Origin of the sequence: Azospirillum brasilense, assembly GCF_007827815.1 — a bacterium.
Lineage (GTDB): Bacteria > Pseudomonadota > Alphaproteobacteria > Azospirillales > Azospirillaceae > Azospirillum > Azospirillum brasilense_C.
Map to the genome: position 1 here is coordinate 313752 of NZ_VITH01000001.1, position 24394 is coordinate 338145.

General features: G+C 68.9%; 26 protein-coding genes. 9 read left to right on the forward strand and 17 right to left on the reverse strand.

The annotated features are described in order from the left end of the window. Positions 1 to 17 precede the first annotated feature (17 nt). Genes FBZ83_RS01450 through FBZ83_RS01460 form a run of 3 tightly spaced genes read right to left on the reverse strand, consistent with a single transcriptional unit; the run spans position 18 to position 2481 of the window. A complete protein-coding gene (locus tag FBZ83_RS01450; RefSeq protein ID WP_145672236.1) occupies positions 18 to 569 on the reverse strand; it encodes a GNAT family N-acetyltransferase in 552 nt (183 codons plus the stop codon). Between the two features lie 29 nt (positions 570 to 598). Beyond that, positions 599 to 1357, reverse strand: a complete 759-nt coding sequence (locus FBZ83_RS01455) for an SDR family NAD(P)-dependent oxidoreductase (protein ID WP_145680749.1) — start codon at positions 1355 to 1357, stop codon at positions 599 to 601. Then, positions 1354 to 2481, reverse strand: coding sequence for an aromatic ring-hydroxylating oxygenase subunit alpha (locus FBZ83_RS01460; protein WP_145680750.1), 1128 nt, complete (start codon positions 2479 to 2481; stop codon positions 1354 to 1356). Before FBZ83_RS01460 ends, FBZ83_RS01455 begins: the two co-directional genes overlap by 4 nt. A 118-nt stretch (positions 2482 to 2599) precedes the next feature. Between FBZ83_RS01460 and FBZ83_RS01465 the strand changes: the two genes are divergently transcribed. Both FBZ83_RS01465 and FBZ83_RS01470 read left to right on the forward strand, forming a co-directional pair. Continuing rightward, the gene (locus FBZ83_RS01465) at positions 2600 to 3682 is read left to right on the forward strand and encodes a 3-oxoacyl-ACP synthase III family protein (RefSeq protein ID WP_145680751.1); all 1083 of its coding nucleotides are present in this window, start codon (positions 2600 to 2602) and stop codon (positions 3680 to 3682) included. 11 nt (positions 3683 to 3693) lie between these two features. Then, positions 3694 to 4464: an SDR family NAD(P)-dependent oxidoreductase gene (locus FBZ83_RS01470; RefSeq protein WP_145680752.1), complete on the forward strand. Its 771-nt coding sequence runs from the start codon at positions 3694 to 3696 to the stop codon at positions 4462 to 4464. 117 nt (positions 4465 to 4581) lie between these two features. Here FBZ83_RS01470 and pseG read toward each other — a convergent pair whose 3' ends face one another. From pseG to FBZ83_RS01490, 4 genes are all read right to left on the reverse strand, one after another. Then, a complete protein-coding gene (pseG, locus tag FBZ83_RS01475; RefSeq protein WP_145680753.1) occupies positions 4582 to 5667 on the reverse strand; it encodes a UDP-2,4-diacetamido-2,4,6-trideoxy-beta-L-altropyranose hydrolase in 1086 nt (361 codons plus the stop codon). A gap of 17 nt (positions 5668 to 5684) precedes the next feature. Beyond that, the gene (locus FBZ83_RS01480; RefSeq protein ID WP_145680754.1) at positions 5685 to 6359 is read right to left on the reverse strand and encodes a hypothetical protein; all 675 of its coding nucleotides are present in this window, start codon (positions 6357 to 6359) and stop codon (positions 5685 to 5687) included. Positions 6360 to 6430: 71 nt separating this feature from the next. Beyond that, entirely contained in the window at positions 6431 to 7438 is a 1008-nt protein-coding gene (cydB, locus tag FBZ83_RS01485) for a cytochrome d ubiquinol oxidase subunit II (protein ID WP_145680755.1), read from the reverse strand. Positions 7439 to 7443: 5 nt separating this feature from the next. Then, on the reverse strand, positions 7444 to 8853 hold the full coding sequence (locus FBZ83_RS01490) for a cytochrome ubiquinol oxidase subunit I (protein WP_145680756.1): 1410 nt from the start codon (positions 8851 to 8853) through the stop codon (positions 7444 to 7446). 299 nt (positions 8854 to 9152) lie between these two features. Here FBZ83_RS01490 and rpoH point away from each other — a divergent pair, with 299 nt between their 5' ends. Continuing rightward, positions 9153 to 10052, forward strand: coding sequence for an RNA polymerase sigma factor RpoH (gene rpoH, locus FBZ83_RS01495; protein WP_040134236.1), 900 nt, complete (start codon positions 9153 to 9155; stop codon positions 10050 to 10052). A 24-nt stretch (positions 10053 to 10076) separates the two neighbouring features. Here the strand turns inward: rpoH and FBZ83_RS01500 are convergent, their stop codons facing one another. From FBZ83_RS01500 to FBZ83_RS01520, 5 genes are all read right to left on the reverse strand, one after another. Next, a complete protein-coding gene (locus FBZ83_RS01500) occupies positions 10077 to 10838 on the reverse strand; it encodes a DUF6969 family protein (protein ID WP_145680757.1) in 762 nt (253 codons plus the stop codon). A gap of 81 nt (positions 10839 to 10919) precedes the next feature. Then, entirely contained in the window at positions 10920 to 11612 is a 693-nt protein-coding gene (locus FBZ83_RS01505; protein ID WP_247888090.1) for an ABC-type transport auxiliary lipoprotein family protein, read from the reverse strand. Then, positions 11609 to 12568, reverse strand: coding sequence for an MlaD family protein (locus FBZ83_RS01510; protein ID WP_145672264.1), 960 nt, complete (start codon positions 12566 to 12568; stop codon positions 11609 to 11611). Before FBZ83_RS01510 ends, FBZ83_RS01505 begins: the two co-directional genes overlap by 4 nt. 9 nt (positions 12569 to 12577) lie before the next feature. Then, positions 12578 to 13375, reverse strand: a complete 798-nt coding sequence (locus FBZ83_RS01515) for an ABC transporter ATP-binding protein (protein WP_145680758.1) — start codon at positions 13373 to 13375, stop codon at positions 12578 to 12580. A 6-nt stretch (positions 13376 to 13381) separates the two neighbouring features. Further along, positions 13382 to 14518 (reverse strand): ABC transporter permease, encoded by a 1137-nt coding sequence (locus tag FBZ83_RS01520; RefSeq protein WP_145680759.1) that lies wholly within the window; start codon positions 14516 to 14518, stop codon positions 13382 to 13384. A 199-nt stretch (positions 14519 to 14717) separates the two neighbouring features. Here FBZ83_RS01520 and FBZ83_RS01525 point away from each other — a divergent pair, with 199 nt between their 5' ends. Together FBZ83_RS01525 and FBZ83_RS01530 are read left to right on the forward strand one after the other, a co-directional pair. Continuing rightward, positions 14718 to 15233 (forward strand): adenine phosphoribosyltransferase, encoded by a 516-nt coding sequence (locus tag FBZ83_RS01525; RefSeq protein WP_035678983.1) that lies wholly within the window; start codon positions 14718 to 14720, stop codon positions 15231 to 15233. A gap of 331 nt (positions 15234 to 15564) precedes the next feature. Then, positions 15565 to 17166 (forward strand): CocE/NonD family hydrolase, encoded by a 1602-nt coding sequence (locus FBZ83_RS01530; protein ID WP_247888091.1) that lies wholly within the window; start codon positions 15565 to 15567, stop codon positions 17164 to 17166. 12 nt (positions 17167 to 17178) lie between these two features. Here the strand turns inward: FBZ83_RS01530 and FBZ83_RS01535 are convergent, their stop codons facing one another. Beyond that, positions 17179 to 17997, reverse strand: coding sequence for a Fic family protein (locus FBZ83_RS01535; protein WP_145680761.1), 819 nt, complete (start codon positions 17995 to 17997; stop codon positions 17179 to 17181). A gap of 220 nt (positions 17998 to 18217) precedes the next feature. Between FBZ83_RS01535 and FBZ83_RS01540 the strand changes: the two genes are divergently transcribed. Beyond that, on the forward strand, positions 18218 to 18640 hold the full coding sequence (locus tag FBZ83_RS01540) for a bacteriohemerythrin (RefSeq protein WP_145680762.1): 423 nt from the start codon (positions 18218 to 18220) through the stop codon (positions 18638 to 18640). A gap of 66 nt (positions 18641 to 18706) precedes the next feature. Here FBZ83_RS01540 and FBZ83_RS01545 read toward each other — a convergent pair whose 3' ends face one another. Both FBZ83_RS01545 and FBZ83_RS01550 read right to left on the reverse strand, forming a co-directional pair. Continuing rightward, on the reverse strand, positions 18707 to 19351 hold the full coding sequence (locus tag FBZ83_RS01545) for a BON domain-containing protein (RefSeq protein WP_145680763.1): 645 nt from the start codon (positions 19349 to 19351) through the stop codon (positions 18707 to 18709). Positions 19352 to 19559: 208 nt separating this feature from the next. Beyond that, positions 19560 to 20036, reverse strand: a complete 477-nt coding sequence (locus tag FBZ83_RS01550) for a CYTH domain-containing protein (RefSeq protein WP_145672281.1) — start codon at positions 20034 to 20036, stop codon at positions 19560 to 19562. A gap of 199 nt (positions 20037 to 20235) precedes the next feature. On the opposite strand from FBZ83_RS01550, the gene FBZ83_RS01555 reads away from it, so the two are divergent. Then, entirely contained in the window at positions 20236 to 20472 is a 237-nt protein-coding gene (locus FBZ83_RS01555) for a hypothetical protein (RefSeq protein ID WP_109071676.1), read from the forward strand. A 64-nt stretch (positions 20473 to 20536) separates the two neighbouring features. On the opposite strand, the gene FBZ83_RS01560 is transcribed toward FBZ83_RS01555, so the two are convergent. Continuing rightward, positions 20537 to 20695, reverse strand: a complete 159-nt coding sequence (locus FBZ83_RS01560; protein ID WP_145680764.1) for a DUF3309 family protein — start codon at positions 20693 to 20695, stop codon at positions 20537 to 20539. Between the two features lie 153 nt (positions 20696 to 20848). Continuing rightward, positions 20849 to 22528, reverse strand: a complete 1680-nt coding sequence (locus FBZ83_RS01565; protein ID WP_145680765.1) for a CorA family divalent cation transporter — start codon at positions 22526 to 22528, stop codon at positions 20849 to 20851. Positions 22529 to 22719: 191 nt separating this feature from the next. Here FBZ83_RS01565 and FBZ83_RS01570 point away from each other — a divergent pair, with 191 nt between their 5' ends. Together FBZ83_RS01570 and FBZ83_RS01575 are read left to right on the forward strand one after the other, a co-directional pair. After that, on the forward strand, positions 22720 to 23427 hold the full coding sequence (locus FBZ83_RS01570; RefSeq protein WP_145680766.1) for a hypothetical protein: 708 nt from the start codon (positions 22720 to 22722) through the stop codon (positions 23425 to 23427). Positions 23428 to 23626: 199 nt separating this feature from the next. Further along, positions 23627 to 24391 carry a metallophosphoesterase family protein gene (locus FBZ83_RS01575; RefSeq protein ID WP_145680767.1) on the forward strand — a complete coding sequence of 255 codons (765 nt, stop codon included), beginning with the start codon at positions 23627 to 23629 and terminating at the stop codon, positions 24389 to 24391. Positions 24392 to 24394 lie beyond the last annotated feature (3 nt).

Genomic DNA, 24394 nt, shown 5'->3' on the forward strand with positions numbered 1-24394 from the left:
GCCCCCCGCCGCTTGGCCTATTCCGCGAAGGCGGCCAGCGTGGTTTCGCGCGGGAAGAGACGTATATGCCCCTCCCACTCGCTGCGCAGCGTTTCAAAGACATAGACGTCGTGAAAACGGCCATATTTGTGGACATGTTGCCGCAGCACGCCGACCTCACGTGTTTTCAGCACGCGTTGGATGCGGATGACCGTGTCGTTCCCTTCCATGAAATAATTGACGATCTTGTTCATCCCCATGCCGTAGTAGCAATAATCCATGATGAAATTGTGCAAAAAGCCAGCGAGCTTCCGGCGGTCCTTCTCCTCCGCGATGTAGGAACCGGAGGAGCAGCGCAGATGCACCCAGTCGATATCCGAATAGGAGAGATAGCCGATGGGGCGCCCCTCATGCTCGATGATGAAATGGCGGAAGTCCCGGCGCGCCTCGATCGCGGCCAGCCACGCCCGCTGCCGGTCCACGTCCGGGTTCTCCAGATCGGTGAACATGAAACGGGTGATCGACGGCTCGGTGCGCCAGCGCAGAAGCATCTCGGCGTCGTCGGCCGTTGGACGGCGGAATCGAAACATGAAGACCTACCCCTTGCGCTCGCGTGGTATCACTTCGCCAAATAGCCGCCGTCCACCGGCAGCGTCACCCCGTTGATCCAGCGGGCGGCGTCCGACAGCAGGAAGGCGATGGCCGACGCCACGTCCTCCGGCTTGCCGAAACCCATGGGGTGGGCGGCGCGGATGGCCTCGAACTGCTCCGCCGTCGTGGTCTGGCGGAACCGTTCCATCATTTCCGTCTCGACCATCGCCGGGGCGACGCAGTTGACCCGGATGCCGTCGCGCAGGAACTCCATGGCGAGCCCGCGGGTGGCCGAGACCAGCCCGCCCTTGGCCGCCGAATAGACCACGTTGCCCGGCTGCCCGATCTCCGCGGCGACGGAGGACACGAGGACCAGCGCCGCCCGATCGGCATGGCAGCCCTTTTGACGCAGGCCACGGGCCAGTGCCAGGGCGCTCAGAAGGTTGGCGTGCAGGATCGTGTCGAAGAAAGCCTGATCGACGCTGCGCACCGGCTTGCCGATCTGAACGCCCGCGCAATGCGCCAACCCGTCGATGGGACCGGCCTCCGCCGCCTGAAGCTTCACCCATCCCGGAATGGAATCGACGTCCGACAGGTCGAAGGCCGCGATCCGATGCCCGTGACCATCCAGCCGGGCCAAGGTTTCGGAAAGCCGCCCCTCGTCCCGCCCGTTGAGGGTGACCCGCGCGCCGAGGCTCGCGGCCGTGGCCGCCGTGGCCCGCCCGATCCCCGACGACGCGCCGGTCACCAGCACATGGCGCCCGGAAAGATCGCCCAGCGGCGTCATTCGTCGGCCATGCGGGCGAACCACGCCCGGTGGAAGGCCGCGATGCGCTCTTCGCAGGCGCCGAGGGCCGCGGGAACACGCACCTGCTTCAGCCCGCGATGAGCGGATTCGGCGACGATCCGGTCCTCATCGAGAACCTGGCGGTTGAACCCGCAAACGTTGGCTTCCACCGCCTTGCGCGTCGGGCCGCCGATGCTCTTCGGCTTCGACGTTTGACCAAGGAACAGCCGGAAATGCAGGTTGCTGCGCTCCGGTCCGACGGGATCGTAGGTCTGCACGCTCATCAGCGCGCCGTGAGTGACGCCGATGGCGAGATTGGGGAAGATCATGAAATGATCGTAGTTCCGCAGCGTCTCGCTGCGCGGCAGCCCCAGCCGCTCGATCACGCCGTCCCACCAGCGCGCGGAGGTGTCCGACAGATGGGTCGTGCCGCGCGAATGCTCCCCTTCATAGGAACAGATCCAAACCTTCTTGGCGAACTTCTTGAAGGTTTCCGGGTGGGTCGCATCGACGTGATAGACCTCCAGCGCGCTTTCCAGCGCCGCCTTCCAGTTCGCCTGCCAGGGAAGCACGTCCTCGTCGATCCGATCGGTGAACATCGCCGACAGATGGTCGAGAATCGCCCCATAGGCGCCAAGCTGCTCGTCCAGTCCGGGTCCGCCCGGCTCCAGCCGGACGAAGACGAAACGGCCCCGCACCGCCACCTCGAAACGCGGCAGGGCGAGACGCTTCTTGTCCGCGTCGTCGAATCCGAAATGCTCGCGGTTGCCGGGAATGCCGACCGGCACGCCGTCGCGGTTGAAGATCCAGCCATGATACGGGCAGACCGGCTTGCCGTTGCCGCAGGGCCGCAAGTGGATTTGCGCGTAGCGGTGGGTGCAGACGTTATGAAAGGCCCGCAGTTCGCCGTCGAAGTTCTGGACCAGCACCGACGTTCCGGCGATGTCCGCGGTGATGAAATCGTTGTCGTTCGTCAGATCATTGGCAAACCCAACGAACATCCATGACCGCCGGAAGATTTTGTCGACTTCTTCGGCAAAAGTCGCATCACCGGAATATCGCTGGGGCGGGATAACGGAGTCCGGAGGGTACGCGAGCTGTTTCACCTGAACCCGGTCATCCATGGCTGATCCCATTTATCGGTTCGTTAATCACTCGACCCTAGCGTTCTTTCGGTTAATAGTCTCCGAATTCGCCCAAGTCCAGGACGGACGGAAGGGCGGCGGAGGGAGGGAGCATCCGGTGAAGGCCATCATCGAGGGCGTGCGCATCGCGGGTTTCCGGGCCGCCGTTCCGCCGCACCGCCATTCCTTCCTGGAGGACCACTCCCTCTTCACGGCGGAGGAGGCGGAGAAGCTGCTCGCCACCACCGGCGTATACGAGCGGCGCATCGCCGCACCGCACATCTGCGCGTCGGACATGTGCGTGGCGGCGGCGGAAGGGCTGCTCGCCCAGCTCGGCTGGGACCCGGCCAGCGTCGACGTGCTGGTCTTCGTGTCGCAGGACCCGGACTACAACGTGCCGGCGACCTCCTGCGTCATGCAGAAGCGGCTGGGGCTGGCGACGGGGGCGGCCTGCTTCGACGTCAATCTGGGCTGCTCCGGCTTCGTCTACGGGCTGTGGATGGCCGGGCGCCTGCTTGGCGGGTCGACGGGCCGGCGGGCCATCGTGCTGTGCGGCGACACCAGCTCGCGCCACCTCGTGCCGGGCGACCGCTCCACCCTGCCGCTGTTCGGCGACGCGGGCGGGGCCGTGGCGCTGGAGGTCAGCCAGGGGGCGACGCCGATCCACGTCGTCGTCGGCACCGATGGCGGCGGGGCCAAGAACATCTGGGTCAAGGCCGGTGGCCGCCGCAACTCGCTGGTGCCGGGCCGCGAGCCCTGGCCGGCGGACAAACAGGAACAGATGTTCACCGACTCGCGCCTGTCGCTGAACGGGGCGGAGGTCTTCGCCTTCACGCTGCGCGCCGTGCCGCCGCTGATCCGCGAGACGCTGGAGTTCGCCGGGGTCGGGGTCGAGGACATCGACCTCTGCGTGATGCACCAGGCCAACGCCTTCATGCTGGAGCATCTGCGCAAGAAGACCAAGTTCCCGCCGGAAAAATTCCTCGTCGACATGCACGATTTCGGCAACACCAGCTCCGCCTCCATCCCGCTGGCGGTCAGCCACCGGCTTGGCGAGGCGCTGTCCACCGGCACGCGCAAGATGCTGCTGGCCGGCTTCGGCGTCGGCTGGTCCTGGGGCGCCGTGGTCGCCGACGTCGGGCCGATCCCCGCGCCGGAGGTGCAGGAAATCCCCGACGATTTCCCCCTGCTGACCCCCTGAGCCGCCGGACCATGCGCAACCCGCTCGACCTCACGGGACGGCGCCTGCTGGTGACCGGGGCCTCCGCCGACAGCGACATCGGTCGGGAGATCTGCCGGACGCTGGCCGGGCTGGGTGCCGCGCTGACGCTGGTCGGCCGGCGCGCCGACGCTCTGGAGGCCACCCGCGCCCTGCTGGACGGGCCGGAGCGGCACAGCGTCGCTCCCTTCGACCTGACCGACCTCGACGCCATTCCCGGCTGGATGAAGGGGCTGGCGGAGTCGGGCGGTCCCTTCGCCGGGCTGGTCCATTCCGCGTCGGAGCAGGGCTACTCCGTGCTGCGGCAGGTCAACCGGGCGCAGTTCGACCGCTATTTCACGCTGAACGTCGGGGCGTCGCTGATGCTGGCCCGCGCCTTCCACCAGAAGGGCGTCGTCGCGCCGGGCGGCGGGTCGATCGTCTATGTCGGGTCGGTCGCCGGGCTGAAGGGTCAGAAGGGCCGCTCGCTCTACGCCGCGAGCAAGGCGGCGCTGGTCTCGGTCGCGCAGTCCTTGGCGCTGGAACTGGCCGACAAGCGCATCCGCGTCAATGTGGTGGCCCCGGCGGTGGTGCTGGGCGCCAAGGCGGAGAAGCAGTTCGCCATGCTGCCGGCGGAGCAGAGCGCCGCGCTCGCCGCCGCCCACCCGCTGGGCTACGGCGCGCCGCAGGACGTGGCCGATGCCGTGGCCTATCTGCTGGCCGACAGCGGACGCTGGGTGACCGGGACGGTGCTGCCCGTGGACGGCGGCTTCACCGCGGGGTAAGAGCGCCGACTGTCATCGCCCTCGCCCCTCCGGGGAGAGGGAGGGGACCCGCGCCGCAGGCGTGGGGAGGGTGAGGGGGATGCCCGTGGCGGCACGTCCGGCAAAAGCGCATCCCCCTCACCCCCCCCTCTCCCCAGAGGGGAGAGGGTTAATGCGAGCGCCGGAGTTTATAACGGCCTCCGCCAGTGCCCGCGCGATGCGCAAGGCGCCCTGGCCATCGACGATCCCCGCCAGCTTGCCCGCCATGGTCCCCCGCCGCGCCGGATCGGCCCACAGCTCCAGCGCGACGTCCGCGATCCGCTCCGGAGCCCCCTCGGTCTGTCCGGGCACCAGGGCACACCAGCCCAGAGCCTCCGATTGGCGGGCGGCCTCCAACTGGTTGTCGGCGATGGTGACGAGCACGGCAGGCGTGCCGATGGCCGCAAGCTCCCCCGTCGTGGTGCCCGCCGCCGAGACGGCCAGCCCGGCCTGCGCCATCAACTGCCCCATGCGCGGCGTGTCGCGGTGCAGCCGCACGCTGTCTTTGAAACGCCCCGCTGCAGCCTCCACCGCAGCCGCGTCGCGCACCGCCCCGCCGATCGCCACGTCCAGCCAAACGCCGGGCGGCAGGCGGGGGGCGAGGCGTTCGATCACCGGAGCCGTCAGCCCCAACGGGTCGGAGCCGCCGAAGGTGACCAGCAAGCTGTGGCGTTCCTCCAACGGCGGCTTGGCGGCCGTCGCGGCCTCCCGCACCTCCCGCCGCAGCGGCGCGTGGGCGGGGCCGAGCAGCAGCCGGGCGTCGGGGTTGCCCTTGTGGTAGGGCAGCGACGCGGCGTCCGGCGCGGCGTTGACGATCAGCCCGGCGTGGATCGGCTCCCCCGTTCCGGCGTCGTCGAAGGCCAGGATGGGCAGCCCCGTTTCGGCCAGCCCGGCCCGCCAGCCGTCGGAGAATCCATAACCGTCCAGCACGATGGCCGTGGTACCGGCTTCCACCGCAATGGCGCGCGTCGCGGCAAGGTCGGCGGCGCTGCCGGGGGCCGCGTCGGTCCGGTGAACGGCCATGCCGGCAGCGCGCAGACGTTCCTCCAAAGCCGATGGCAGGCTCGCCGCGGCGAACAGGGCGTCGCCGCCCAGTTCCTGCACGGCCTCCGCCACGGCGAGGCAGCGCATGACGTGCCCGGCCCCGATGGAGGCCCCGGCGTCGGCGCGGAACAGCACCCTCACGGGCCGTTTCCCGGCCTTCAATGCAGGGTCGGCGCGTTCGGCCCGGTGGGGCGCAGCCGCGTGCGGGCCGAGGACAGGCAGAAGGCATGCCAGTAGAGCGCGACCAGGGCGCCCGGCATGCTGTCCAGCTCATGCCCCGGCAAAGCCGTGATGTTCGCCGCGTGGGCCATCGCGGCGTTGGCGGCGTTGAGGCTGTGCTGCGCCGCCGGACCGATCAGCGCCAGCGTCTCCGCCAGCGCGCGGGCGTCGAGGCGCAGGGTCGCCGGGGCGACGGTCACCTGGGCGGTCCCGTCGCGCAGGCGCCCGATGGCGATGTAAGCCTCCAGAAGGTCCGGCCGGTCCTCCGGGCGGATCACCGCGGCGACCACACGGTTGCCGGTCAGCGGGCCGGTGCCGTCGAACTCGAACACCACGGCGCGCTCGGCCTGCCGGGCCTCGGCCAGGGCGGCGGCGCGCTCCCCGGCGGACACTCCGGCCAGCCGCATCGCCTCCTCGAACATCTCCGGCCGCCCGCCGCCCTCGGCGTGGACGACCAGCGGCGCGTCCATCGTCGCGGCGATGGCGAGACGGCGCGCCATGATGTTCACCGCCTCCTCGGCCGCGTCCTCGGGCACCGTGCTCTGCAGCAGTTCCGCGCCCTTGCGCAGCATCACCTCGGCGAAGCTGATGTCCGGGGCGGTGTCTGGGGTCATGGCGCGGTCTCCGTCGGAAGGGGTCGGCTGTTGTACGCCAGGGGCAGGCTCCGGCTCAATGGCAGCCGCCATCAATGATAACCGATGGCGCCCGTCACCTTGCCGCGGAAAACCCAATAGCTGTAGGCGGTGTAGATCAGGATCGTCGGAATCAGGAAGGCCATGCCGATCAGCAGGAAGACCTGGGTCTCCGGCGGTGCCGCCGCCTGCCAGATGGTGATTCCCGGCGGGATCAGCACCGGCCAGAGGCTGATCGCCAGCCCCAGATAAGACAGGGCGAACAATCCCATGGCAAAAGCGAAGGGCAGCACCTCCCGCCCCTCGTCCAACGCCCGCCACAGGCCGAAGGCGAGGAAGCCGACCATCAGAGGCACTGGCGACAGCAGCAGGATGTTGGGAACCGAGAACCAGCGCGCGGCGATGGAGGCGTCGAGGAAGGGCGTCCATAGGCTGACCGCAGCGACCAGAAGCAGAACCACGATGAGGAGTCGCCGCGCCACGCGGAAGCACCAGTCCTGAAGAATGCCGATGGTCCGCCAGATCAGCCACGTGCTCCCCAGCAGCGCGTAGCCGGCGATAAGCGCCACGCCGCAGAACAGGCTGAAGGGGGTCAGCCAGTCCAGCATGGTCCCGGCGAAGTTGCGCCCCTCCACCTCAATCCCCTGGATGAAGGAGCCGAGAACCACCCCCTGCGCGAAGGTGGCGAGCAGCGAGCCCAGGAAGAAGGCCTTGTTCCACAGATGGAGGCTGCTCCGCGCCTTGAAGCGGAACTCAAAGGCGACGCCGCGGAAGACCAGCGCGATCAGCATGACCAGCAGCGGCAGATACATGGCCGGCAGGACGACGGCGTAGGCGATGGGAAAGGCCGCGAACAGCCCCGCCCCGCCGAGGATCAGCCACGTCTCGTTGAAGTCCCAGACCGGCGCCACCGAGTTCATCATGACGTCCCGCGCCTCCTCGCTGGGGGCGAAGGGGTAGAGGATGCCGATGCCGAGGTCGAAGCCGTCCATCAGCACATACATGAAGACGGCGAAACCGACGATGGCGACCCAGGCGAGGGTCAGCAGGCTGCCTTCCATGGGCGTCACTCCGCGGGTTCGATGGATTCGCCGGGCACCGACAGGGGCCGCTTCGGCTGGTGGCCCTGCGCCACCGCCGGGACCTCCAGATCCTCGTCGTTCAGCCGCGCCGGGCCGATGGTCAGCAGCCGGAACAGGTAATAGGTCCCGGCCCCGTAAATGATCGTGTAGACCACCATGAAAACGATCAGCGAGGTCAGCACCGCGCCGCCGGTCAGCGCCGGGGTCACCGCGTCCGCCGTGCGGATCATGCCGTAGACCACCCAGGGCTGGCGCCCGATCTCGGTGGTGAACCAGCCGGCCAGGATGGCGATGAAGCCCAGCGGCATGCAGCCGACCAGGAGCTTGTGGAACCAGTGCGGGCTGTAGAGCTTTCCGCGCACCCGCTGCACCAGATGGATCAGCGCCACCGCCAGCATGATCATGCCGATCCCCACCATGATGCGGAAGGTCCAGAACAGGATTTCCGGGTTGGGGCGGTCCGTCACCGGGAAGTTCTTCAGGCCGGGAACCACCCCGTCCCACTCGTGGGTCAGGATCAGGCTCGACAGGGCGGGAATGGCGATTTCGGCGTGGTTGGTCTCCGCCTCGTTGTCGGGGATGGCGAACAGGATCAGCGGCGCCCGCGCCCCACCCTCCCAATGGCCTTCCATCGCGGCGATCTTGGCCGGCTGGTGCTCCAGCGTGTTCAGCCCGTGCAGGTCGCCGAGGAAGATCTGCAAGGGCGCCAGGATGGTAATGAGCGCCAGCGACATGCTGAGGCCGACCCGCGCGTGCTCCAGGAAGCGGTTGCGCAGCAGGTAAAAGGCGCTGATGCCGGCCACCACGAACCCGGTGGTCAGGAACATCGCGGTCAGCATGTGGGCCAGCCGGTAGGGGAAGGAGGGGTTGAACACCACCGCCCACCAGTCGGTGACGAAGAACCGCCCGTCGCGCAGCTCCGCCCCCGCCGGGGTGTGCATCCAGCTGTTCGCCGACAGAATCCAGAAAGAGGACAGCACCGTGCCGGTCGCCACCAGAACCGCCGCCAGGAAATGGATGCCCCGCGGCACGCGGTCCCGCCCGAACAGGAGGATGCCGAGGAAGGCGGCCTCCAGGAAGAAGGCGGTCACCACCTCGTACTGGATCAGCGGACCCAGAACGTTGCCGACGATGTCGGACCAGCGGCTCCAGTTCGTGCCGAACTGGTAGGTCATCACGATTCCCGAGACCACGCCCATGCCGAAGGAAATGGCGAAGATCCGAGTCCAGAATTCCGACAGGCTGCGGTACAGCGCCTTGCCGGAGATCAGCCAACGCGCCTCCAGAACGGCGATCCAGCAGGCGAGCCCCACCGTAAAAGAGGGGAAAAGAATGTGAAAAGAAATCACGAAAGCGAACTGGATTCGTGACAGAAGCAGCGGATCGAGGTCCATGGGCGTGGCCCTCCGTTGGCGGTCACTGGGCCGATTCCGACCGGCCCGACCGACCCCCAACGCGGTCGTTCCGGGGGAGTTCCCGTTTTTCGGCTGCGGATACTTTCTTTCCCCCCACCCCTTGAACCGCGCCGGCGATCTCTTATTTCTAAGCTCTTGCCGACATCCACACAGTCACGGCCGGCCCTGGGCCACAGCCGATCCCACCCCGCTCCGATGGCCCCGCCGGCCAGCCGGGCCAGGGAGCATCGGTCCATTGCAGGGTGTTTCCCGAGGATGCCGGAATCAGGAGAAGCTCTTTGACGGAACTGGCAGTTTCTGGCGAACCCCTCACCCTCTTTCTAAAAGAAACCCGCAAGTACGACTACCTCACCCCCGAGCAGGAACGCGACCTCGCCATCCGCTGGCGGGAGCGGCAGGACCGCCGCGCCCTCGACAAGCTGATCGGCAGCCACCTCCGGCTCGTTTTCAAAATGGCCCGCGGCTATCAGGGCTACGGCCTGCCGCTGTCCGACCTCATCGCCGAGGGCAACGTCGGCGTCATGCAGGCGGCGCAGAAGTTCGACCCCGACAAGGGATTCCGCTTCGCCACTTACGCCTCCTGGTGGATCCGCGCGGCGATCCAGGAATATGTGCTGCACAACTGGTCGCTGGTGAAGATCGGCACCACGGCGGCCCAGAAGAAGCTGTTCTTCAGCCTGCGCCGCCTCAAGGCCCAGTTGCAGGACGCCGAGAACGGCACCTTCGGCGGCGACCTGTCGCCGGAAGCGGTGGAGAGCATCGCGACGACGCTGGACGTCTCCCAGGCCGACGTGATCGAGATGAACCGCCGGCTGGGTACCGACCGCTCGCTGAACGCCACCCTGGCCGAGGATGGCGACAGCGAATGGCTGGACCTGCTGGCCGACGAGGGCCCCGACCAGGAGGCGATCCTGGCCGGCGCGCAGGAGCGTAAGCGCCGCCAGCAGTTCCTCAAGCTGGGGCTGGGCGTTCTCGACGACCGCGAGCGGCAGATCCTGGTGGCCCGCCGCCTGCGCGACGAGCCGCTGACCCTGGAGGAGCTGAGCCAGCACTTCCATGTCTCGCGCGAGCGCGTGCGCCAGCTCGAGGTGCGCGCCTTCGAGAAGGTTCAGAAGGCGGTGATGGCCCAGGCCCGGCAGGTGCCGGGCACCACGGGCAAGGCGCTGCTGCCGGTGTAACCGGCGGCAGCCTCCCCATCGGCGTTAAGGCGTGACGAAGCGCGGCGGCTCCGGCAGCACGGAGGTCCGCCGCCGCACGCCGCGCAGCGCGTGCTCCACCGTCGCGATCTGCTCCTCCACCGAAATCAGGATCTGCGACGTCACCTCCAGCGAGCGGTCCTCGTAGACCCAGCCGTCGGGATGGCGGTCGCTCCAGGCGGCGACCGTGCGGTCGCGCTCCTCCAGCAGGCTGAGAATCTGCGGCCGGAACAGCCGCATCATCGCGGTGATCCAGCGGTTCGCCGGCCAGGACGGCCGGGCGTGGTCCACCGTGAAGCTATCGAGCATGCGGATCACGTCGTCCGCCGCGTACCAAGTCTCGCCGGTCACCCAGCGGTTCGTCGTGAACAGGCGGACCGGCTGCCCCGCCACGTCCATGGCGATCCCCACCAGATGGGACAGCGCGTCGTTGGGGTTGTCCGGCTCCTCGTAGTCCCGCAGCGGCAGCGGCACCATGCCCGGCGGCATGCCGAGCGGGCGCAGGAAGGTGTGGAAGTGCCCGTGCTCGCCGTCGGGCCGCTCGTCCTCGGGGTGGCAGTGGTAATAATACTGGGCGTGATACTCGGCGTCGTAGACGTCGCCCGGCGGGTAGTGGCGCCATTCGTAGAGCGTGCCGTGCCCGCGCAACAGCTCCCCCACCACCGTGTCGCCGGTCTTGGCGAGCACCCGCTGGCACAGCCGGACCTCCCGCGCTGCCTCCGACATCGCCTGCAATTCGTCGCGCGAAAGCTCCGAAAGCTCCATCATCGGATGCTCTGCCCCGTCAGCCCCTGCCCGTCCCACATCCCTATTACGTATGAGGCTTTGTACGCATAGCAAGCGCTTTCCTTAACGGGAGCCCGCCGAACGGCTACGGCCGGCCTCCGCACGGAACACTGCCTCGCCCCGCCGCAGCGTCCAATCCACCAAAGCGCCCTCAACCTGACCCAGCGCCGTGTTGAAAGCGGCGATCACGTCGGTGAAGTCCGCCCCGCGCACCGGGACCACGGCGTCGAAGGTCTCGCCCGCCTCGATGGTCCGATTGGGCATGGCGACCAGCTTGGCCGACAGCCGCACCCGCACCCGGTCCGGCGCCGTGGCGTTGGCGTCGCTGAACTCCGCCTGGAAATCGCGCAGTTCCGTCTTCAGCAGGAAATCGGAGCGCAGCCCCGCCGAATCCCGCCCGACCGAGACGATCCGCCGGCTGTCCTCGAAGGATTGGACGATCAGCCCCTGCACCATGTTCGGCGCCCGGTCGGCCCAGGATACCCCGGCGAAGTAGTCGAGCGCGGTGGCGGAGCGGGTGACCGCGATGCGCGGCGTGTCGATGCCGGCGCTGGCCGCAGGAGGCTCCACCAGCAACTGCCAGCTTACCGGCGGCGGCCCGGACTCCGCCACGGTTCCCGGCGTCAGCGTGTACAGGCTGGGTGCTGTCGGGTTCAGCGCCGCGCAGCCGCTCATCAGGCCGGCCGCCAGCAGCGCCGCCATCGCCTTCATCAAACGGCTCGTCACCAAACGGCTGGTCACCAAACGGCTCATCATCGTCCACGCACCTCCACGCCCTGGCGGGTTCCGCCGAACAGGAAGTTCGACGGGTCGTTCTCGATCCGCGTGACGACGCGGGACAATTGCCCCGACAGGTCGCGCAACTGCGAGATCAGCAAGGTCAGTTCATACAGCCCGCCGCCGGTGAAGTCGCGGACCGCCCCGCGATTCTCGCCGATCATGGCGTTGAGCTGGTTGGCGGTTTTGTTCAGCGACCCGGCCAGCGTGCTCAGATCGCCGGTCAGCGTCTTGGTGCCGCTCTCCACCGCGGCCAGCGTGCGCTGCGCTTGCTCCATCGTCTGGCCAAGCTGCGGCCCGACCGTCTCGAAGCCCTGGAGCGTGCGGTTGGCCTGGGCGAGCGTGGTGTCCAGCCCCTGGCTGGCGCGGGCCAACTCGCCGGTCAGCGTGCGGGTGTTGGCCAGGATCTCGGCGATGGCCGCCTGGTTCTGCGGGGTCAGCAGGTCGGCCACCCGGTTGGTCAGATCGAGCGCCCGGTTCAGAAGCTGCGGCGCGGCGTCGACGAACACCGTCAGCGACGACGGGCGCGACGGGATCACCGGGATGCCGCCGTCATGCGCTGTGCGCAGAAGCTCGCTCATCTCCGTGCCGCCGGAAATCTGGACGTAGGCGCCGCCGGTGATGCCCTGCACCTCCAGCGAGGCGATCGAGTCGGTCTTGATCGGCGTGCCTTCCTGCACCTCGATCCGCACGCGCACGCGGCTGACGTCGTTGGGGTCCAGGCGAATGTCGGTCGCCGTGCCCACGGGAATGCCGCGGTAGCGCACCGGGCTGCCCTCCTGAAGGCCGGTCACCGAGCCGGTGAAGTAGATGTAATAGGGCTGGCGCGTCTCCTCCAGCTGGATCTTGGCGACCCAGACCGTGAAGACGAAGAGGCCGGCGAGCAAGGCCAACACGAAGCTGCCCACGAGGATGTAGCTGGTGCGGGTTTCCATGGCGTCCGGTCAGCTTTCTGCATGGCGCGCGGCGCGGCCGCGCGGTCCGTGGAAATAGTCGTGAATCCAGGGATGCGGGTCGCGGAGATGCTCCTCCAGCGTGCCCACGCGAATCTTCTTGTCCACCAACACGGCGATGCGGTCGCAGATGGAGGTCAGACTGTCCAGGTCGTGGGTGACCATGAAGACGGTCAGCCCCAGGCTGCGCTGAAGGTTGCGGATGAGCTGGTCGAAGGCGGCGGCGCCGATGGGGTCCAGCCCGGCCGTCGGCTCGTCGAGGAACAGGATGTCGGGGTCGAGCGCCAGCGCGCGGGCCAGACCGGCGCGCTTGATCATGCCGCCCGACAGCTCCGACGGGAACTTGGTCCCGGCGTTGGCCGGCAGGCCGGACATGGCGATCTTCACCCGCGCGATCTCCGCCGACAGCGCCGCCGAGAGGTCGGTGTGCTCGCGCAGCGGAACCATGACGTTCTGCGCCACGGTCATGGAGCTGAACAGCGCGCCGTTCTGGAACAGCACGCCGGTGCGCGCCTGGAGCGCCACCCGCTCCGATTCCGGCAGGCCGGCGGTGTCACGGCCCAGCAGCTCGATCCGGCCGTCCGCCGGGCGGATCAGGCCGAGGATCTCCTTGAGCAGGACCGACTTGCCGGTGCCGGAGCCGCCGACCACGCCCAGCACCTCGCCCCGCCGCACGTCGAGGTCGAGCCCGTCATGGACCACCTGCGGGCCGAAGCGGGTGACCAGCCCGCGCACGCGGATCACCGCCTCCTGCGCACCGGTCCGTTGGTCATCGTCGAAAGGCGCCACGGTCCCTCACAGCCTGAGGAAGGAGAACAGGACGGAGAAGACCGCGTCCAGGACGATCACCAGGAAGATGGACTCGACCACCGACTTGGTGGTCAGCGTGCCCACGCTCTCGGCGCTGCCGGAAACCTTCAGACCCTCGTAACAGCCGACCATGGCGATCACCAGCGCGAAGACCGGCGCCTTCACCAGTCCAACCAGGAAATGCGGCAGCGTGACGGCGCCGTGAAGCTGGCGGATGAACTGCCCGAAGGTGATGTCCAGCGTCGCGTAGCTCATCACCGCACCGCCGAACAGCCCCATGATGTCCGCGTAGAAGGCCAGCAGCGGCAGGGTGATCATCAGGGCCAGCGCGCGCGGCACCACCAGAAGCTCCACCACGTCCAGACCCAGCGTGCTGATGGCGTCCACCTCCTGGTTCACCTTCATGGTGCCGATCTGCGCGGTGAAGGCGGAGCCGGAGCGCCCCGCCACGATGATGGCGGTCATCAGGATGCCGATCTCGCGCAGGATCGACACGCCCAGCAGATTGACCACGAACAGCTCCGCCCCGAAGCGGCGGAGCTGGTCCGCTCCCTGGAAGGCCAGAACCACGCCGATCAGGAAGGAGAGCAGCCCGAGGATCGGCAGGGCGTTCAGCCCGGTCTGCTCGATGTGGAACATCACCGAGCGGAAGCGCAGCCGCCGCGGATTCACGATCAGCCGTCCGAAGGTGATGGCGATCAGGCCGAGGAAGGACAGCAGGTCCCGCCCCTCGCGCAGCCCGTCGACGGCGGTGCGCCCGGTGCGCTCGAGCATGTCGAGGATGGGGCGGTGCGTCTGCGCCCGCTCGACCGGCGGGGGACCGACCTCGCGCACGGCGTCGAACAGGGCGGCGTGCTCCGGGCGGATGGCGGCCAGATCGACGCCGTGGCCCGCCGCCTTCAGCCGGTCGGACAGGGCGGACAGCAGATAGGCGCCAACCGTGTCCATGGCGTCCAGCCGCGACAGGTCGAGGCTGACCGCCCCGCCGCCGTCCAGCGCGAAGCCGTCGAGCGCGCCCGAGAGCCCGCCCGCGGCCTTCAGGTCCCAGTGGCCGAGAGCCGTCAGCCGCCATTCACCGTCGCCGGCGCGCGACGATTCCAACCACGCCCTTTCGCGCGCCATGCCCCGTCCTGCCCTTCCCTTCCGGTGCCGCGATGCGGCAATGCTCGTGCTTGTGGAGAGGAACTTGGCCGCAAGCCCCCCCGATGGTCAACCTCAAGCCGGGGAAAAACAGCCGCGCAGCGGCGGTTTGCACGCGGACCGCCGCCCCGATAGTATGGCGCCGCCGTTGCACAGGAACCTTTTCACCATGCCGAACCCCATCGATCTGAAGAACCACATCCGCGGCATCGCCGACTTCCCCAAGCCCGGCATCCTCTTCTACGACATCTCCCCGCTGCTGGCTCACGCCGAGGCGTGGAAGGAAGCGGTGGACCAGCTCGCCGAGGCGCTGCGCCCGCACAAGCCGGAGCTGCTGGTTGGCATCGAATCCCGCGGCTTCCTGATCGCCGCCCCGCTGGCCCTGGCGCTCGGCACCGGCTTCATCATGGTGCGCAAGCACGGCAAGCTGCCCGGCGACAAGGTCGCCCATTCCTACGACCTGGAGTACGGCACCGACACCATCGAGGTTCAGGCCGACGCCGTGAAGCCCGGCCAGCGTGTGGTCGTCCTGGACGATCTGCTGGCGACCGGCGGCACCATGGCCGCGGCGATCAGCCTGCTGCGCCGCGTCGGCGCCGACGTCCGCGCCGCCGCCTTCCTGGTCGAGCTGACCTTCCTCAACGGCCGCGACAAGCTGGACGTGCCCAGCGTCTCGCTGATGAGCTACGATTCGTAAAACCGCCTTCCGGAGAGGCGTCTGCCCATCGTTTAAGCATCCTCTCCCGCCCCGGGAGAGGGTGGCGCCGAAGGCGCCGGGTGAGGGTGCTGCCAAGGATCAGACACCAACCTGTTGCCGGTACCCTCACCCTTCCCGCGCGTTGCGCGGGCCCCTTCCCTCTCCCGGGGCGGGAGAGGGAACGTCGCGACGGCCATCCGCCGGTCATGGCACAGCGCTTGCGAGAGTTGCCGGTCACAGTTGCTCGGCAGGGCGCCCCATGACCCATATGGCCCCGGTGATTCTCGAACAGCCGCCTCTCCTGGCCGTCCGGCCGCCCGAAACCGTTTCCATGCGGACGCGCGACGGAGTGCGGCTGGACGCCGACCTCTACCGTCCCGACGGGGTCGGCCCCTGGCCGGTCCTGCTGCTGCGTCTGGCCTGCGGGCGGCGCACGGCGATGACCAGCCATTACGCGCACCCGCGCTGGTACGCCGCCCGCGGCTACGTCGTCGTGGTGCAGGATGTGCGCGGGCGGGGCACGTCGGAGGGCCGGTTCCGCCCCTTCGAGGCGGAGCGCGAGGACGGCGCCGACGCGGTGGCCTGGGCGGCCTCCCTGCCCGGTTCCAACGGCACGGTCGGCCTGTACGGCAGCGGCTACGCCGGGATGGCGCAGCTCCTGGCCCTGGCCGAGCGGCCCGCCGCTCTGCGCGCGGCGGTTCCGGCGCTGGCCGGCTGGGATGTCTTCACCGACTGGGCGACGGAGGGCGGCGCTTTCCGGCTGGCCGACGCGATGGGCTGGGCGTTGCACTGCGCGGCGGAGTCCGCCCGCCGGCTGGAGGATGGCGCGGCTTACCGCGCGCTCCTGGAGGCGATCCGCAGCCTGCCGCTCGACGACGAGATTCCGTCCCGTCCACGGGTGCTGCGGGACTATGCGCGCCACTGCCATTACGACGACTGGCTGACCACGCCCGGTCCGGGCGGAAGCTGGGACGATCTGTCCCCCCGCCACGCCCTGTCCGGGGGCGTCGGCGAGGTCTCGGTCCTTCAGATCGGCGGCTGGTACGACCCCCGCCTGACCGGCACGCTGGCGGCGCACGAGGCGCTGTCCGCCGGCGGCGACGGCACCGTCCGTCTGCTGGTCGGCCCGTGGGACCGCCATGGCGTGGCCGTCCATGCCGGGCTCGACAGCCCGAAGCCGACCGATCTCCCGTCCTTCGATGCCCTGCAACTCGGCTGGTTCGAGCGTTTCCTGAAGGGGGAGATGAACGGCGCCGACCGCGGCGGGCCGATCCGCCTGTTCGACGTTCTGGAGCGCCGCTGGCGCGACCTGCCGGCCCTGCCGCCCGCAGCGCAGCCGTTGCATCTGTCGAGCGACGGCCTCGCCGCGCGGCGCGGCGGCACCCTGTACGACGACGCCCCGGATGAGGCGTTCCTCGACGTGCTGGTCCATGACCCGCGCGACCCGGTGCCCACCGTGGGTGGCCACGCCGTGCCGGACGCCGGCCCGCACGACCGCGCCGCCACCGACGCCCGCCCCGATGTGGCGGTCTACGACACCGCCCCGCTCGCGGCGCCGCTGACGCTGGCCGGCCGCATTGCCCTGGAAGTCTGGGTGGAAGCCGACGCGCCGTCCTTCGACGTCAGCGCCGTCCTGTCCGCCGTGCTGCCCGACGGGCGCGTCCTGCCGCTCAGCCAGGGGCACGCGCGGGTGGAGCCGGGCGGCGAGCAGCGCCCCATGCCGGTGGCCCTGCGCGCCCTCTGCGCAACCCTGCCAGCCGGCGCGGCGCTGCGCCTCAGCCTCGCCGGGTCCTGCTTCCCGGCCTACCCCGTCAATCCGGGAACCGGAGCGGAGCCGGGCGAAACCCGCTTGGTCGACGCGCAGCCGATCACCCTGCTGATCCACGGCGGCGGTTCCCGCCCGTCGCGCCTGCTGCTGCCGGCCCGCGGCTGACGTCAGACGGCCTCAGGGGCGCCGGCCGTAACCGTCCTCGTAGCCGTCGTCAAGGGCGGCGCCGAGGCCGCCCTCGTCGTCATCGGCCGCTTCGAAATCGCGGAGGGCGCGGGCGGCGCTGCGCAGGCACAGGTTCAGGCTGCGGTCGAGCAGCCGCATCATCAGGTCGCGGAACGGCGTCTTGTCGCCCAGCGACCAGGCGCGCTCAACCATCGCGCCGTACATTTCGCGATCCTCGTCGGTCACCACCACCGGCGGGAAGCCGGCGCGGTTCAGGATCAGGTTGCACAGCAGAAGCGCGGTCGCGGCGTTGCCCTGGAAGAAGGGGCGGACGCTCATCAGCCGGTGATGCGCCTCGAAGGCGGCCTCCGGCCCCGCTTCCGTCCGGCGCAGCCAGCCCGACAGAGCCGACATCGACACCCGCACCTTCGCCGGATCGGGGGAGGCGCCGGCGTCGTCCTTCAGCGGGCCCTCCCGGTAACGCCCGGCGTTGGTGTCGATCCCCTGGTACAGCACGCCATGGAAGGCCGCGATGGTGCGCTCCGTCACCACGCCGCCGCCCTGGAAGGACAGGCGGGCCATCAGTTCCAGCGCGGAGCGGTGGTTGAGCACGAGGCGCTGCGGGTCGGCCGGACGGCTGCGCAGCACCGCGCCACGGTCCAGCACCATGCGGATGTCGTCCGGGGACAGTTCCACCCCCTCGACGAGGAGACAGGCGGTGGTCAGGCCGCGTTCGAAACGGTCGGCCAGATCGCGGACCACCGTCAGCGGCATCGGCCGGGCGTCGTCCAGAACCCGCTTCTTCTCCAGAATATCGTCCAGCAGCGCCATCGTCCCGAACTCCGCAGATCCCTTGCATTTTCATAATGCCTGGACGGCGCGCGGGGAAGCACATCCTTTGCCGGCCCACAAGGTCACAGGGTGCGGCGCAACCTCCGGCCTGCGGTTTTTTGCCGCTTGTGCCGCCGCGGTTGCCGGTTTTAACATCGCATCCCAAGATTTCCGCGCCCCCTATACTCGGCTGACCCGGCCCTCTGGAAGGATTGATCCGATGCAACATGTTGCCTGGGATAAATCGATGAGCGTCGGCGTCGAAGTTCTCGACGACGACCACAGAAAATTGCTCGACATGTTCAACCATCTACTCAGGGCCGGCATCGCGGAGAAGGACCGCTCCAGCCTGTCCGGGCTGCTGGGGGGCTTGCAGGAATACACGACCGTGCATTTCGCGCGGGAGGAGGCGCTGATGGAGCGGCAGGGCTATCCCGGCCTCGATGCCCACCGGGCCGCCCACCGCTACTTCATCGACGAGGTGCACAAGCTGTCGCTGGACAACGACGACGACAACGAGATGATGCTCCGCATCGACCTGATCCTGCTTTTGAAGGAATGGTTCATCGAGCACATCCAGTCGGTGGACAAGCAATACAGCCCTTTCATGGCCGAAGACGCCGGCAGCACCACCGCCCATTGACCGGACGCGCCAACGCCCCCGCGCTGGTCGGTGCGGGGGCGTTCCGGCGGCGCCTCGGTGGCGGACTCAGAAAGCCATGGTGCCGCCCGGTTCACGCAGGCGCAGGTTGTTCTGGACGTGGCGTACTCCGGAAATGGCGTCGGCCAAATCCTCAGCGCGGCGCTTCGCCATGCGGTCGTCCACCGTGCCGTCCAACGTGACCTCGCCGCCCGACACGGACACCGCGATGTCGCTGGCGTCGAGATAGGGGTCCTCGGTCAGCCGGTCGTTCAGATCGTCGCGGATCCGCTCGTCCGAGCGGGTGTAGCCCCGTGGGCCGCGCCCGCGGAACTGGGCGCGCCGCTCGTCCTCTTCGCGGCGGCGTTCGGCGTCGTCGTTGCCGAACCAAGAGGCGACCTCGTCACCGGCCTGCTCCCAGAAATTGCGTTCCCGAGCCATGCCGATGGGTTCGTCGCGGTAGCGGTCACCCTGTGTCCGGTCATCGCGCATCCGGTCATCGTGATGCCATCCACGCTCGGCGTGGCCCCAGTCGCTGCCCCAGCGGCGGCTGGGATCGCGCCCGCCGGAACCGCCACTTTCGTAGTCACTCCGGGGATAACCGCCTGCGCCGTAGGCGCCACGCCCAAATTCGTTGCGCTCGCGGACGTCGCGGCGGTCGTCCTCGTCCACGTTGCGGGCCTCGTCCTTCCACCGGTTCTCGTATTGAGCCATCGTGCCAGACTCCCGTTCGCCGTTGCCCGCCGCCCGTCCGGACGGCTCTTTGGCAACAGGGCGGCGGCGCTCTGCGTTCCTCTTTCGGCGCAACGCCGGCGTGTCCGCACAATCTGGCACGCGGATTGCTGCGCTGCACACAGTCATCCACGCAGCCTTGGCCCCGGTCTCCCCTTTGGACCGGGGCTTCTTTTTTCCGGAAGACCTCTCAGGCCGCGCTGACCCAGTGGCGGATCGGGCTGCGCGACAGGGCGGAATTGCTGTAGGCCGCCCGGTGCGTGACCTCCGCCCCCACCCAATCGGGAAGTGGGACGACCTGGTCGGCGTGGGACAATTCGACCTCGGCGATCACCAGACCGGCGTTCTCGCCGCCGAACACGTCGATTTCCCAGCAGAGACCATGATGGTGGACGAGGTAGCGGGTCTTCTCGATCAGGCCGCCGCGGCAACTGTGGCGCAGCAGGCCGAGGGCGAGGTCGAGGGGAAGCGGGTGTTCGACCTCGTCGCGGCACAGGCCGCGGCGGGGACCCTTGACGGTCAGGGTGGCGTCCGGGCCGGCGACCCGGACCCGCACCGTCCGGCCATCGTCGGAGGGCAGATAGCCCTGGATGATGGACAGGCCGTTTCGGCACAGGGGACGGATGTCCCTCCGCACCAGAAAGCGCCGTTCGATCTCAACCGCCATGACACCGGCCTTTCGGCATATCGGACACCGCCGAGGATAGTCGTCCGCCACGCTGCGGTGCAACCATGCCCCATACGCATGAAGTCCATCCCTGCGTTGCGGTATTACCATTTGGACACATCACCGAACAAGCGTCGAGGGCATGGCTCCCGCCGCTCCGTGGTGGGAGCGGCCACCCGTTTTGGGGTAGCATGCCGCCATGGCACAAGACCTTGCACCCTGGCTGATCCTGTTCGCCTTGTACGGCGCGCCTCTCCTTCACGTGATGCTGTCGCGGCGCGGTGGTCCGTGGCGTCCCCCGCCCGGCACGCGCTGCCCCTTCGGCCCGCGGGCCGGCTGGGTGGTGATGGTGCTGATTCTGGGGCCGATCGGCTGGCTGATGTTCGTCATGCGCAACGGGCGCCGTTCCCGTCCCGGCCGCAGCCCCGGAGCGTGACGCCCAGGGGCCGGTGGCGGAACGGGAACGGCGCCCGCGCCGGTAAGCCGGTGTGGCTTGCCCGTCAGATCCGGCCCATCAGCAGAAGCACGATCAGGACGATCAGCAGCACGCCGAGGATGCCGCTGGGGCCGTAACCCCAACCGCGGCTGTGCGGCCAAGCCGGAACCGCGCCGATCAGAACGAGAATCAAAATGATGAGCAGAATGGTGCCGATGGTCATGGCGTCCCCCTAAATGTGGAGCTTTCGCTGAGAAGAACGCGAGCTTGACCGGCTGGTTCCTGTACCCCGCCTGTTCTTTGGCGCCTGCCCCCTCCATTCGTGGCACCGACGCCCTATCCTTCCGGTCTTCCTGTAAATTCCATTTCCACCGGATCAGAAGGGCGGCCCGGCGCGGCGACTCGGGCGCTCCCAGACCTTCCCCAGCAGCGCCAGCTTGCTCCGCCCCGGCAGCCGCTCGTCGGACAGGGCTTCCAGGAAATCGGCCAGCCGCTTGGACCGCATCACGCTGAAGGCGATCAGCCCGACCGTCGCCAGCAGGACGAACAGGAAGAACAGTACGCGCGCCGGCAGCGGGTCGTCGGCCATGGCGAGCAGGTTCATGCCGAGGAAACCGGTGACCAGCGTGCCGATGGTGCTGACCACCGTCACCACGGTCAGCCGCAGCACCGTGTTGGCCTGCCGCCGCAGCCCGTCGCTGTCGAGGTAATCGGACATGTCCTGAACCTCGTCCCGCACCTCGGCGTAGAGACGGTCGGTGCCGAGATGCCCGGCCCACAGGCGGAACAGGTCGCGCAGCGGCCCCTGAATCGACAGCTCGTGGAACCAGTAGCGGTGGGTGAAGCGCAGGAAGATCTCGAACACTTGCCGGATGTCGCGCTTGAACCGCTTCACCGACTCCACGGTGCCAATGTCGAGTTGGCTGACCGCCAGCACCAGCCGGTCGGACAGCATCACCAGGGCCGCCCGGTGGAAATGCACGACCAGCCCCAGCAGGAAATACTGGTGCCGGAACTGGCCGAGCAGCCCGGTTTCCGCGTCGGTGAAGAAGGCGTCGCCCTCCGGCCCCACCATGACCAGTGAATGGCCGCAGCACAGGATGCGGCTGCGCGTCCAGGCGCCGGGTGCCCGCGGGTCCCAGTAGCGGTCGTAGCAGTAGCGTTGCTCGAACCCCTCCAGGAAGGCCGGGGCGAAGGGCATCGCCTCCCCCGGCCCCGGTCCCGGCCCCGATCCCGGCCCGGGCGACGTGGCGAAGCCCAGCCGCACCCAGTCGGCCCGCTCCAGCCGTTCCGGCTCGTCCAGCGACAGATAGGCCATGGCCGGCATCCGCTGATATTCAAGCTGGCGGTAGCGCAGCAGCCCGGTCTCCTCCGAATGGTGGTGGACCAGGGGGCGCAGAAGGAACGACCAGTGGGCGGCGATGCGCGGCGCCCGGTGGCGGCACACGAAGGACAGGTAATCGGCCTTCCGCTCGTAGTCGGAAACGGCGAGCACGGCGCCGTCGGCGCTGATCCATTCGACGCGGTGCGGGCATTGCGCCGCGCTGCCGTCCGGCTCCCAGGCGGGCGGATAGGTGCGGCCCAGCCGGAACAGCGTGTCCTGCACGCGGTCCAGCGGCAGGTCCTCGCCGAACAGTTCGACGACGAGGATCGCCACGTCGACGTCGTGGAAGAAATGCAGATCGACATGGGCGATGGTGAAGCGCAGCGGCGCCTGCCCCCGCCGCAGGGTGACCGCCAGCGCCGCCACGTCGCGCCGCCGGAAAACGCGGATCGGAGAACCGCCATAGCCGGGCCGATGGTCGCGCGATTCCCCCTCGCCATAGAGAAAGCGCTGCACATAGGGCAGGAAGGACACGAACTCGCTGTAATGGCGCTCGCTGAATTCGCCGGGGTCCTGGGTGAACTCGTCCGCGACCTCCTGCCAGGGGCAATCCGGCCCGCCCAGCCATTCCCAATGGTTCTGGATCTGTGCGCCCGCCTTCAGCGGCATCAACTGCACCGGCCACAGCAGGATTTCGCGAAACCGGCGCACGCGGATCGGGCTCTCGTCCATGGCGCCCCTCCCCCTTGTCCTTCTTTTCCCACATCCTAACAGAGTCCGGACCGGCGAGAACGCCGCACCGGGATTGGAGTGGCCGGACGTTCGCGCCATCCCGTTCGCCGCGGACCATTAACCAGGACGAAAGCCCGGCCCTGGTAGCGTCCCCTGTTCAGATCATGCGCCGGAGGAGGGTTGATGTGCCGATGACGCGCCGAATCGGGCTGTTTCTTCTGGTGGCCGGGCTGGGGACCGCCACACCCGCCCTGGCCGTGGAGGGTCCCGTCTCCGATGTCGTCTGCGCCGGTGAGGGCACCGGGCAGCGCTGCACCGTGTCCGCTGTCCAGCCCTTCGCCGACAACCGCGGCGGCCTCGGCGAGTTGAGCATCAGCGCGGTGCGCGACGCGGCCTGCACCTCCCTCTACATCCTGTTCGACGAGCCCATCGCGCTTTCCCGCCCCGTCACTCTGGCGGTCGACGGCGCCCCGCCGCAGCGCTTCTACACGCCACGCCAGCTGTCCGACCTCGCCAACGCGCTCGACGCCGACGCTCTCGACGCCGACGCTCTCGACGAGGGGCCGCAGACCGGCGCCGCGGCGGAGGCGGCTCCGCCCGAATTCGCCCGCTTCCTGGCCCAGGTCGCCGCGGGCACGATCGCCGACGAGGACGCCGGGACGGAGATGCTGAGGCGCTTCGCCGCGATCAAGGAGCCGCGGCGGATCGGCCTGACCTGCGGCCCGATGGAGCGCCTGATGCCGCTGGTCCGCTCCGACCGCCCGTTGCGGCTGGAGTTCCAGAAGCAGGCCGGCGGCGCGACCCAGCTCTATCACTGGCCGCGGCTCGACCGGCGAACCGTGGAGTTCCGGTTGGGCGGCCTGCTGGAGGCGCTGGACCGGGCCATGCCCGGCTCCTGACGCCACCGCCGAAGCGACGCCATCCGGAGTAACCATTCCGGCCCCTTGACGGCACCTCCTCTTTCCAGTCCGACTCGCCCCAATGGGATGAATTGGCGACGCCGGGCCGGGCAAGCGGGTGTGCGACTTGAGTGCGCGCGCCACCATCCCCATCCTGTCAAGGCAGGACCCACCCATCAAGGACGGAGGAGAGCGGAGCGTGTTCGGCTTTGCGCGCAAACTGTGGTCGGACCCGGAACCCGTCGCGAGCCATGTGCCGCGGGGCGTGCGCGTCTACGCGGTGGGCGACATCCACGGACGCCTGGATCTGCTCGACCAGCTGCTGGCGCAGATCGACCGCGACGCGACGAGCGGCGCCGACCTTGTCAAATATCTTGTCTTCCTCGGCGACTATGTGGACCGCGGGCCGGATTCCGCGATGGTCATCGAACGGCTGTGCCGCGAGCCCCTGCCCGGCTTCGGCGCCATCCACCTGCGCGGCAACCACGAGGCGGCGATGATGGACTTCATCGACAAGCCGGAGGCCGGGCCGGACTGGCTGGAGTATGGCGGGCGGGCGACGCTGGCCAGTTACGGCGTTCCGGCCCCCGTCGAGGACGCCCCGCCGGAGCATGTGGACGAAGCCCGCCAGCGCTTCGCCGCCGCCCTGCCGCCCCATCACCGGGCCTTCCTGGCCGGGCTGCGCTCCAGCGTCGCCATCGGCGACTATCTGTTCGTCCATGCCGGCATCCGTCCCGGCCTGCCGCTGCACCGCCAGCGCGACGAGGACCTGCTGTGGATCCGGCGGGAGTTCCTGACCTCCCACCTCGACCACGGCAAGCTCGTCGTGCACGGCCACACCATCGTCGAGCAGCCGGACATCCGCTCCAACCGCATCGGCATCGACACCGGGGCCTACGCCTCCAACCGGCTGACCGCGCTGGTCCTGGAGGGCGGGGAGCGCCGCTTCCTCTGCACCGTCTGACTC

Excerpts from the sequence above, each read along its gene's own strand:
- FBZ83_RS01560 (WP_145680764.1), bottom strand. The coding sequence starts at position 20,695 with ATGACCATCGGCACCATTCTGCTCATCATTTTGATTCTCGTTCTGATC.
- FBZ83_RS01535 (WP_145680761.1), bottom strand. The coding sequence starts at position 17,997 with ATGGCGCTGCTGGACGATATTCTGGAGAAGAAGCGGGTTCTGGACGAC.
- FBZ83_RS01500 (WP_145680757.1), bottom strand. The coding sequence starts at position 10,838 with ATGATGGAGCTTTCGGAGCTTTCGCGCGACGAATTGCAGGCGATGTCG.
- cydB (WP_145680755.1), bottom strand. The coding sequence starts at position 7,438 with ATGGAAGGCAGCCTGCTGACCCTCGCCTGGGTCGCCATCGTCGGTTTC.
- FBZ83_RS01455 (WP_145680749.1), bottom strand. The coding sequence starts at position 1,357 with ATGACGCCGCTGGGCGATCTTTCCGGGCGCCATGTGCTGGTGACCGGC.
- FBZ83_RS01460 (WP_145680750.1), bottom strand. The coding sequence starts at position 2,481 with ATGGATGACCGGGTTCAGGTGAAACAGCTCGCGTACCCTCCGGACTCC.
- FBZ83_RS01450 (WP_145672236.1), bottom strand. The coding sequence starts at position 569 with ATGTTTCGATTCCGCCGTCCAACGGCCGACGACGCCGAGATGCTTCTG.
- FBZ83_RS01570 (WP_145680766.1), top strand. The coding sequence starts at position 22,720 with ATGACGCGCCGAATCGGGCTGTTTCTTCTGGTGGCCGGGCTGGGGACC.
- FBZ83_RS01565 (WP_145680765.1), bottom strand. The coding sequence starts at position 22,528 with ATGGACGAGAGCCCGATCCGCGTGCGCCGGTTTCGCGAAATCCTGCTG.
- FBZ83_RS01545 (WP_145680763.1), bottom strand. The coding sequence starts at position 19,351 with ATGGCTCAATACGAGAACCGGTGGAAGGACGAGGCCCGCAACGTGGAC.
- FBZ83_RS01550 (WP_145672281.1), bottom strand. The coding sequence starts at position 20,036 with ATGGCGGTTGAGATCGAACGGCGCTTTCTGGTGCGGAGGGACATCCGT.
- FBZ83_RS01505 (WP_247888090.1), bottom strand. The coding sequence starts at position 11,612 with ATGATGAGCCGTTTGGTGACCAGCCGTTTGGTGACGAGCCGTTTGATG.
- FBZ83_RS01540 (WP_145680762.1), top strand. The coding sequence starts at position 18,218 with ATGCAACATGTTGCCTGGGATAAATCGATGAGCGTCGGCGTCGAAGTT.
- FBZ83_RS01510 (WP_145672264.1), bottom strand. The coding sequence starts at position 12,568 with ATGGAAACCCGCACCAGCTACATCCTCGTGGGCAGCTTCGTGTTGGCC.
- FBZ83_RS01530 (WP_247888091.1), top strand. The coding sequence starts at position 15,565 with ATGCGGACGCGCGACGGAGTGCGGCTGGACGCCGACCTCTACCGTCCC.
- FBZ83_RS01490 (WP_145680756.1), bottom strand. The coding sequence starts at position 8,853 with ATGGACCTCGATCCGCTGCTTCTGTCACGAATCCAGTTCGCTTTCGTG.
- FBZ83_RS01520 (WP_145680759.1), bottom strand. The coding sequence starts at position 14,518 with ATGGCGCGCGAAAGGGCGTGGTTGGAATCGTCGCGCGCCGGCGACGGT.
- FBZ83_RS01555 (WP_109071676.1), top strand. The coding sequence starts at position 20,236 with ATGGCACAAGACCTTGCACCCTGGCTGATCCTGTTCGCCTTGTACGGC.
- FBZ83_RS01470 (WP_145680752.1), top strand. The coding sequence starts at position 3,694 with ATGCGCAACCCGCTCGACCTCACGGGACGGCGCCTGCTGGTGACCGGG.
- FBZ83_RS01480 (WP_145680754.1), bottom strand. The coding sequence starts at position 6,359 with ATGACCCCAGACACCGCCCCGGACATCAGCTTCGCCGAGGTGATGCTG.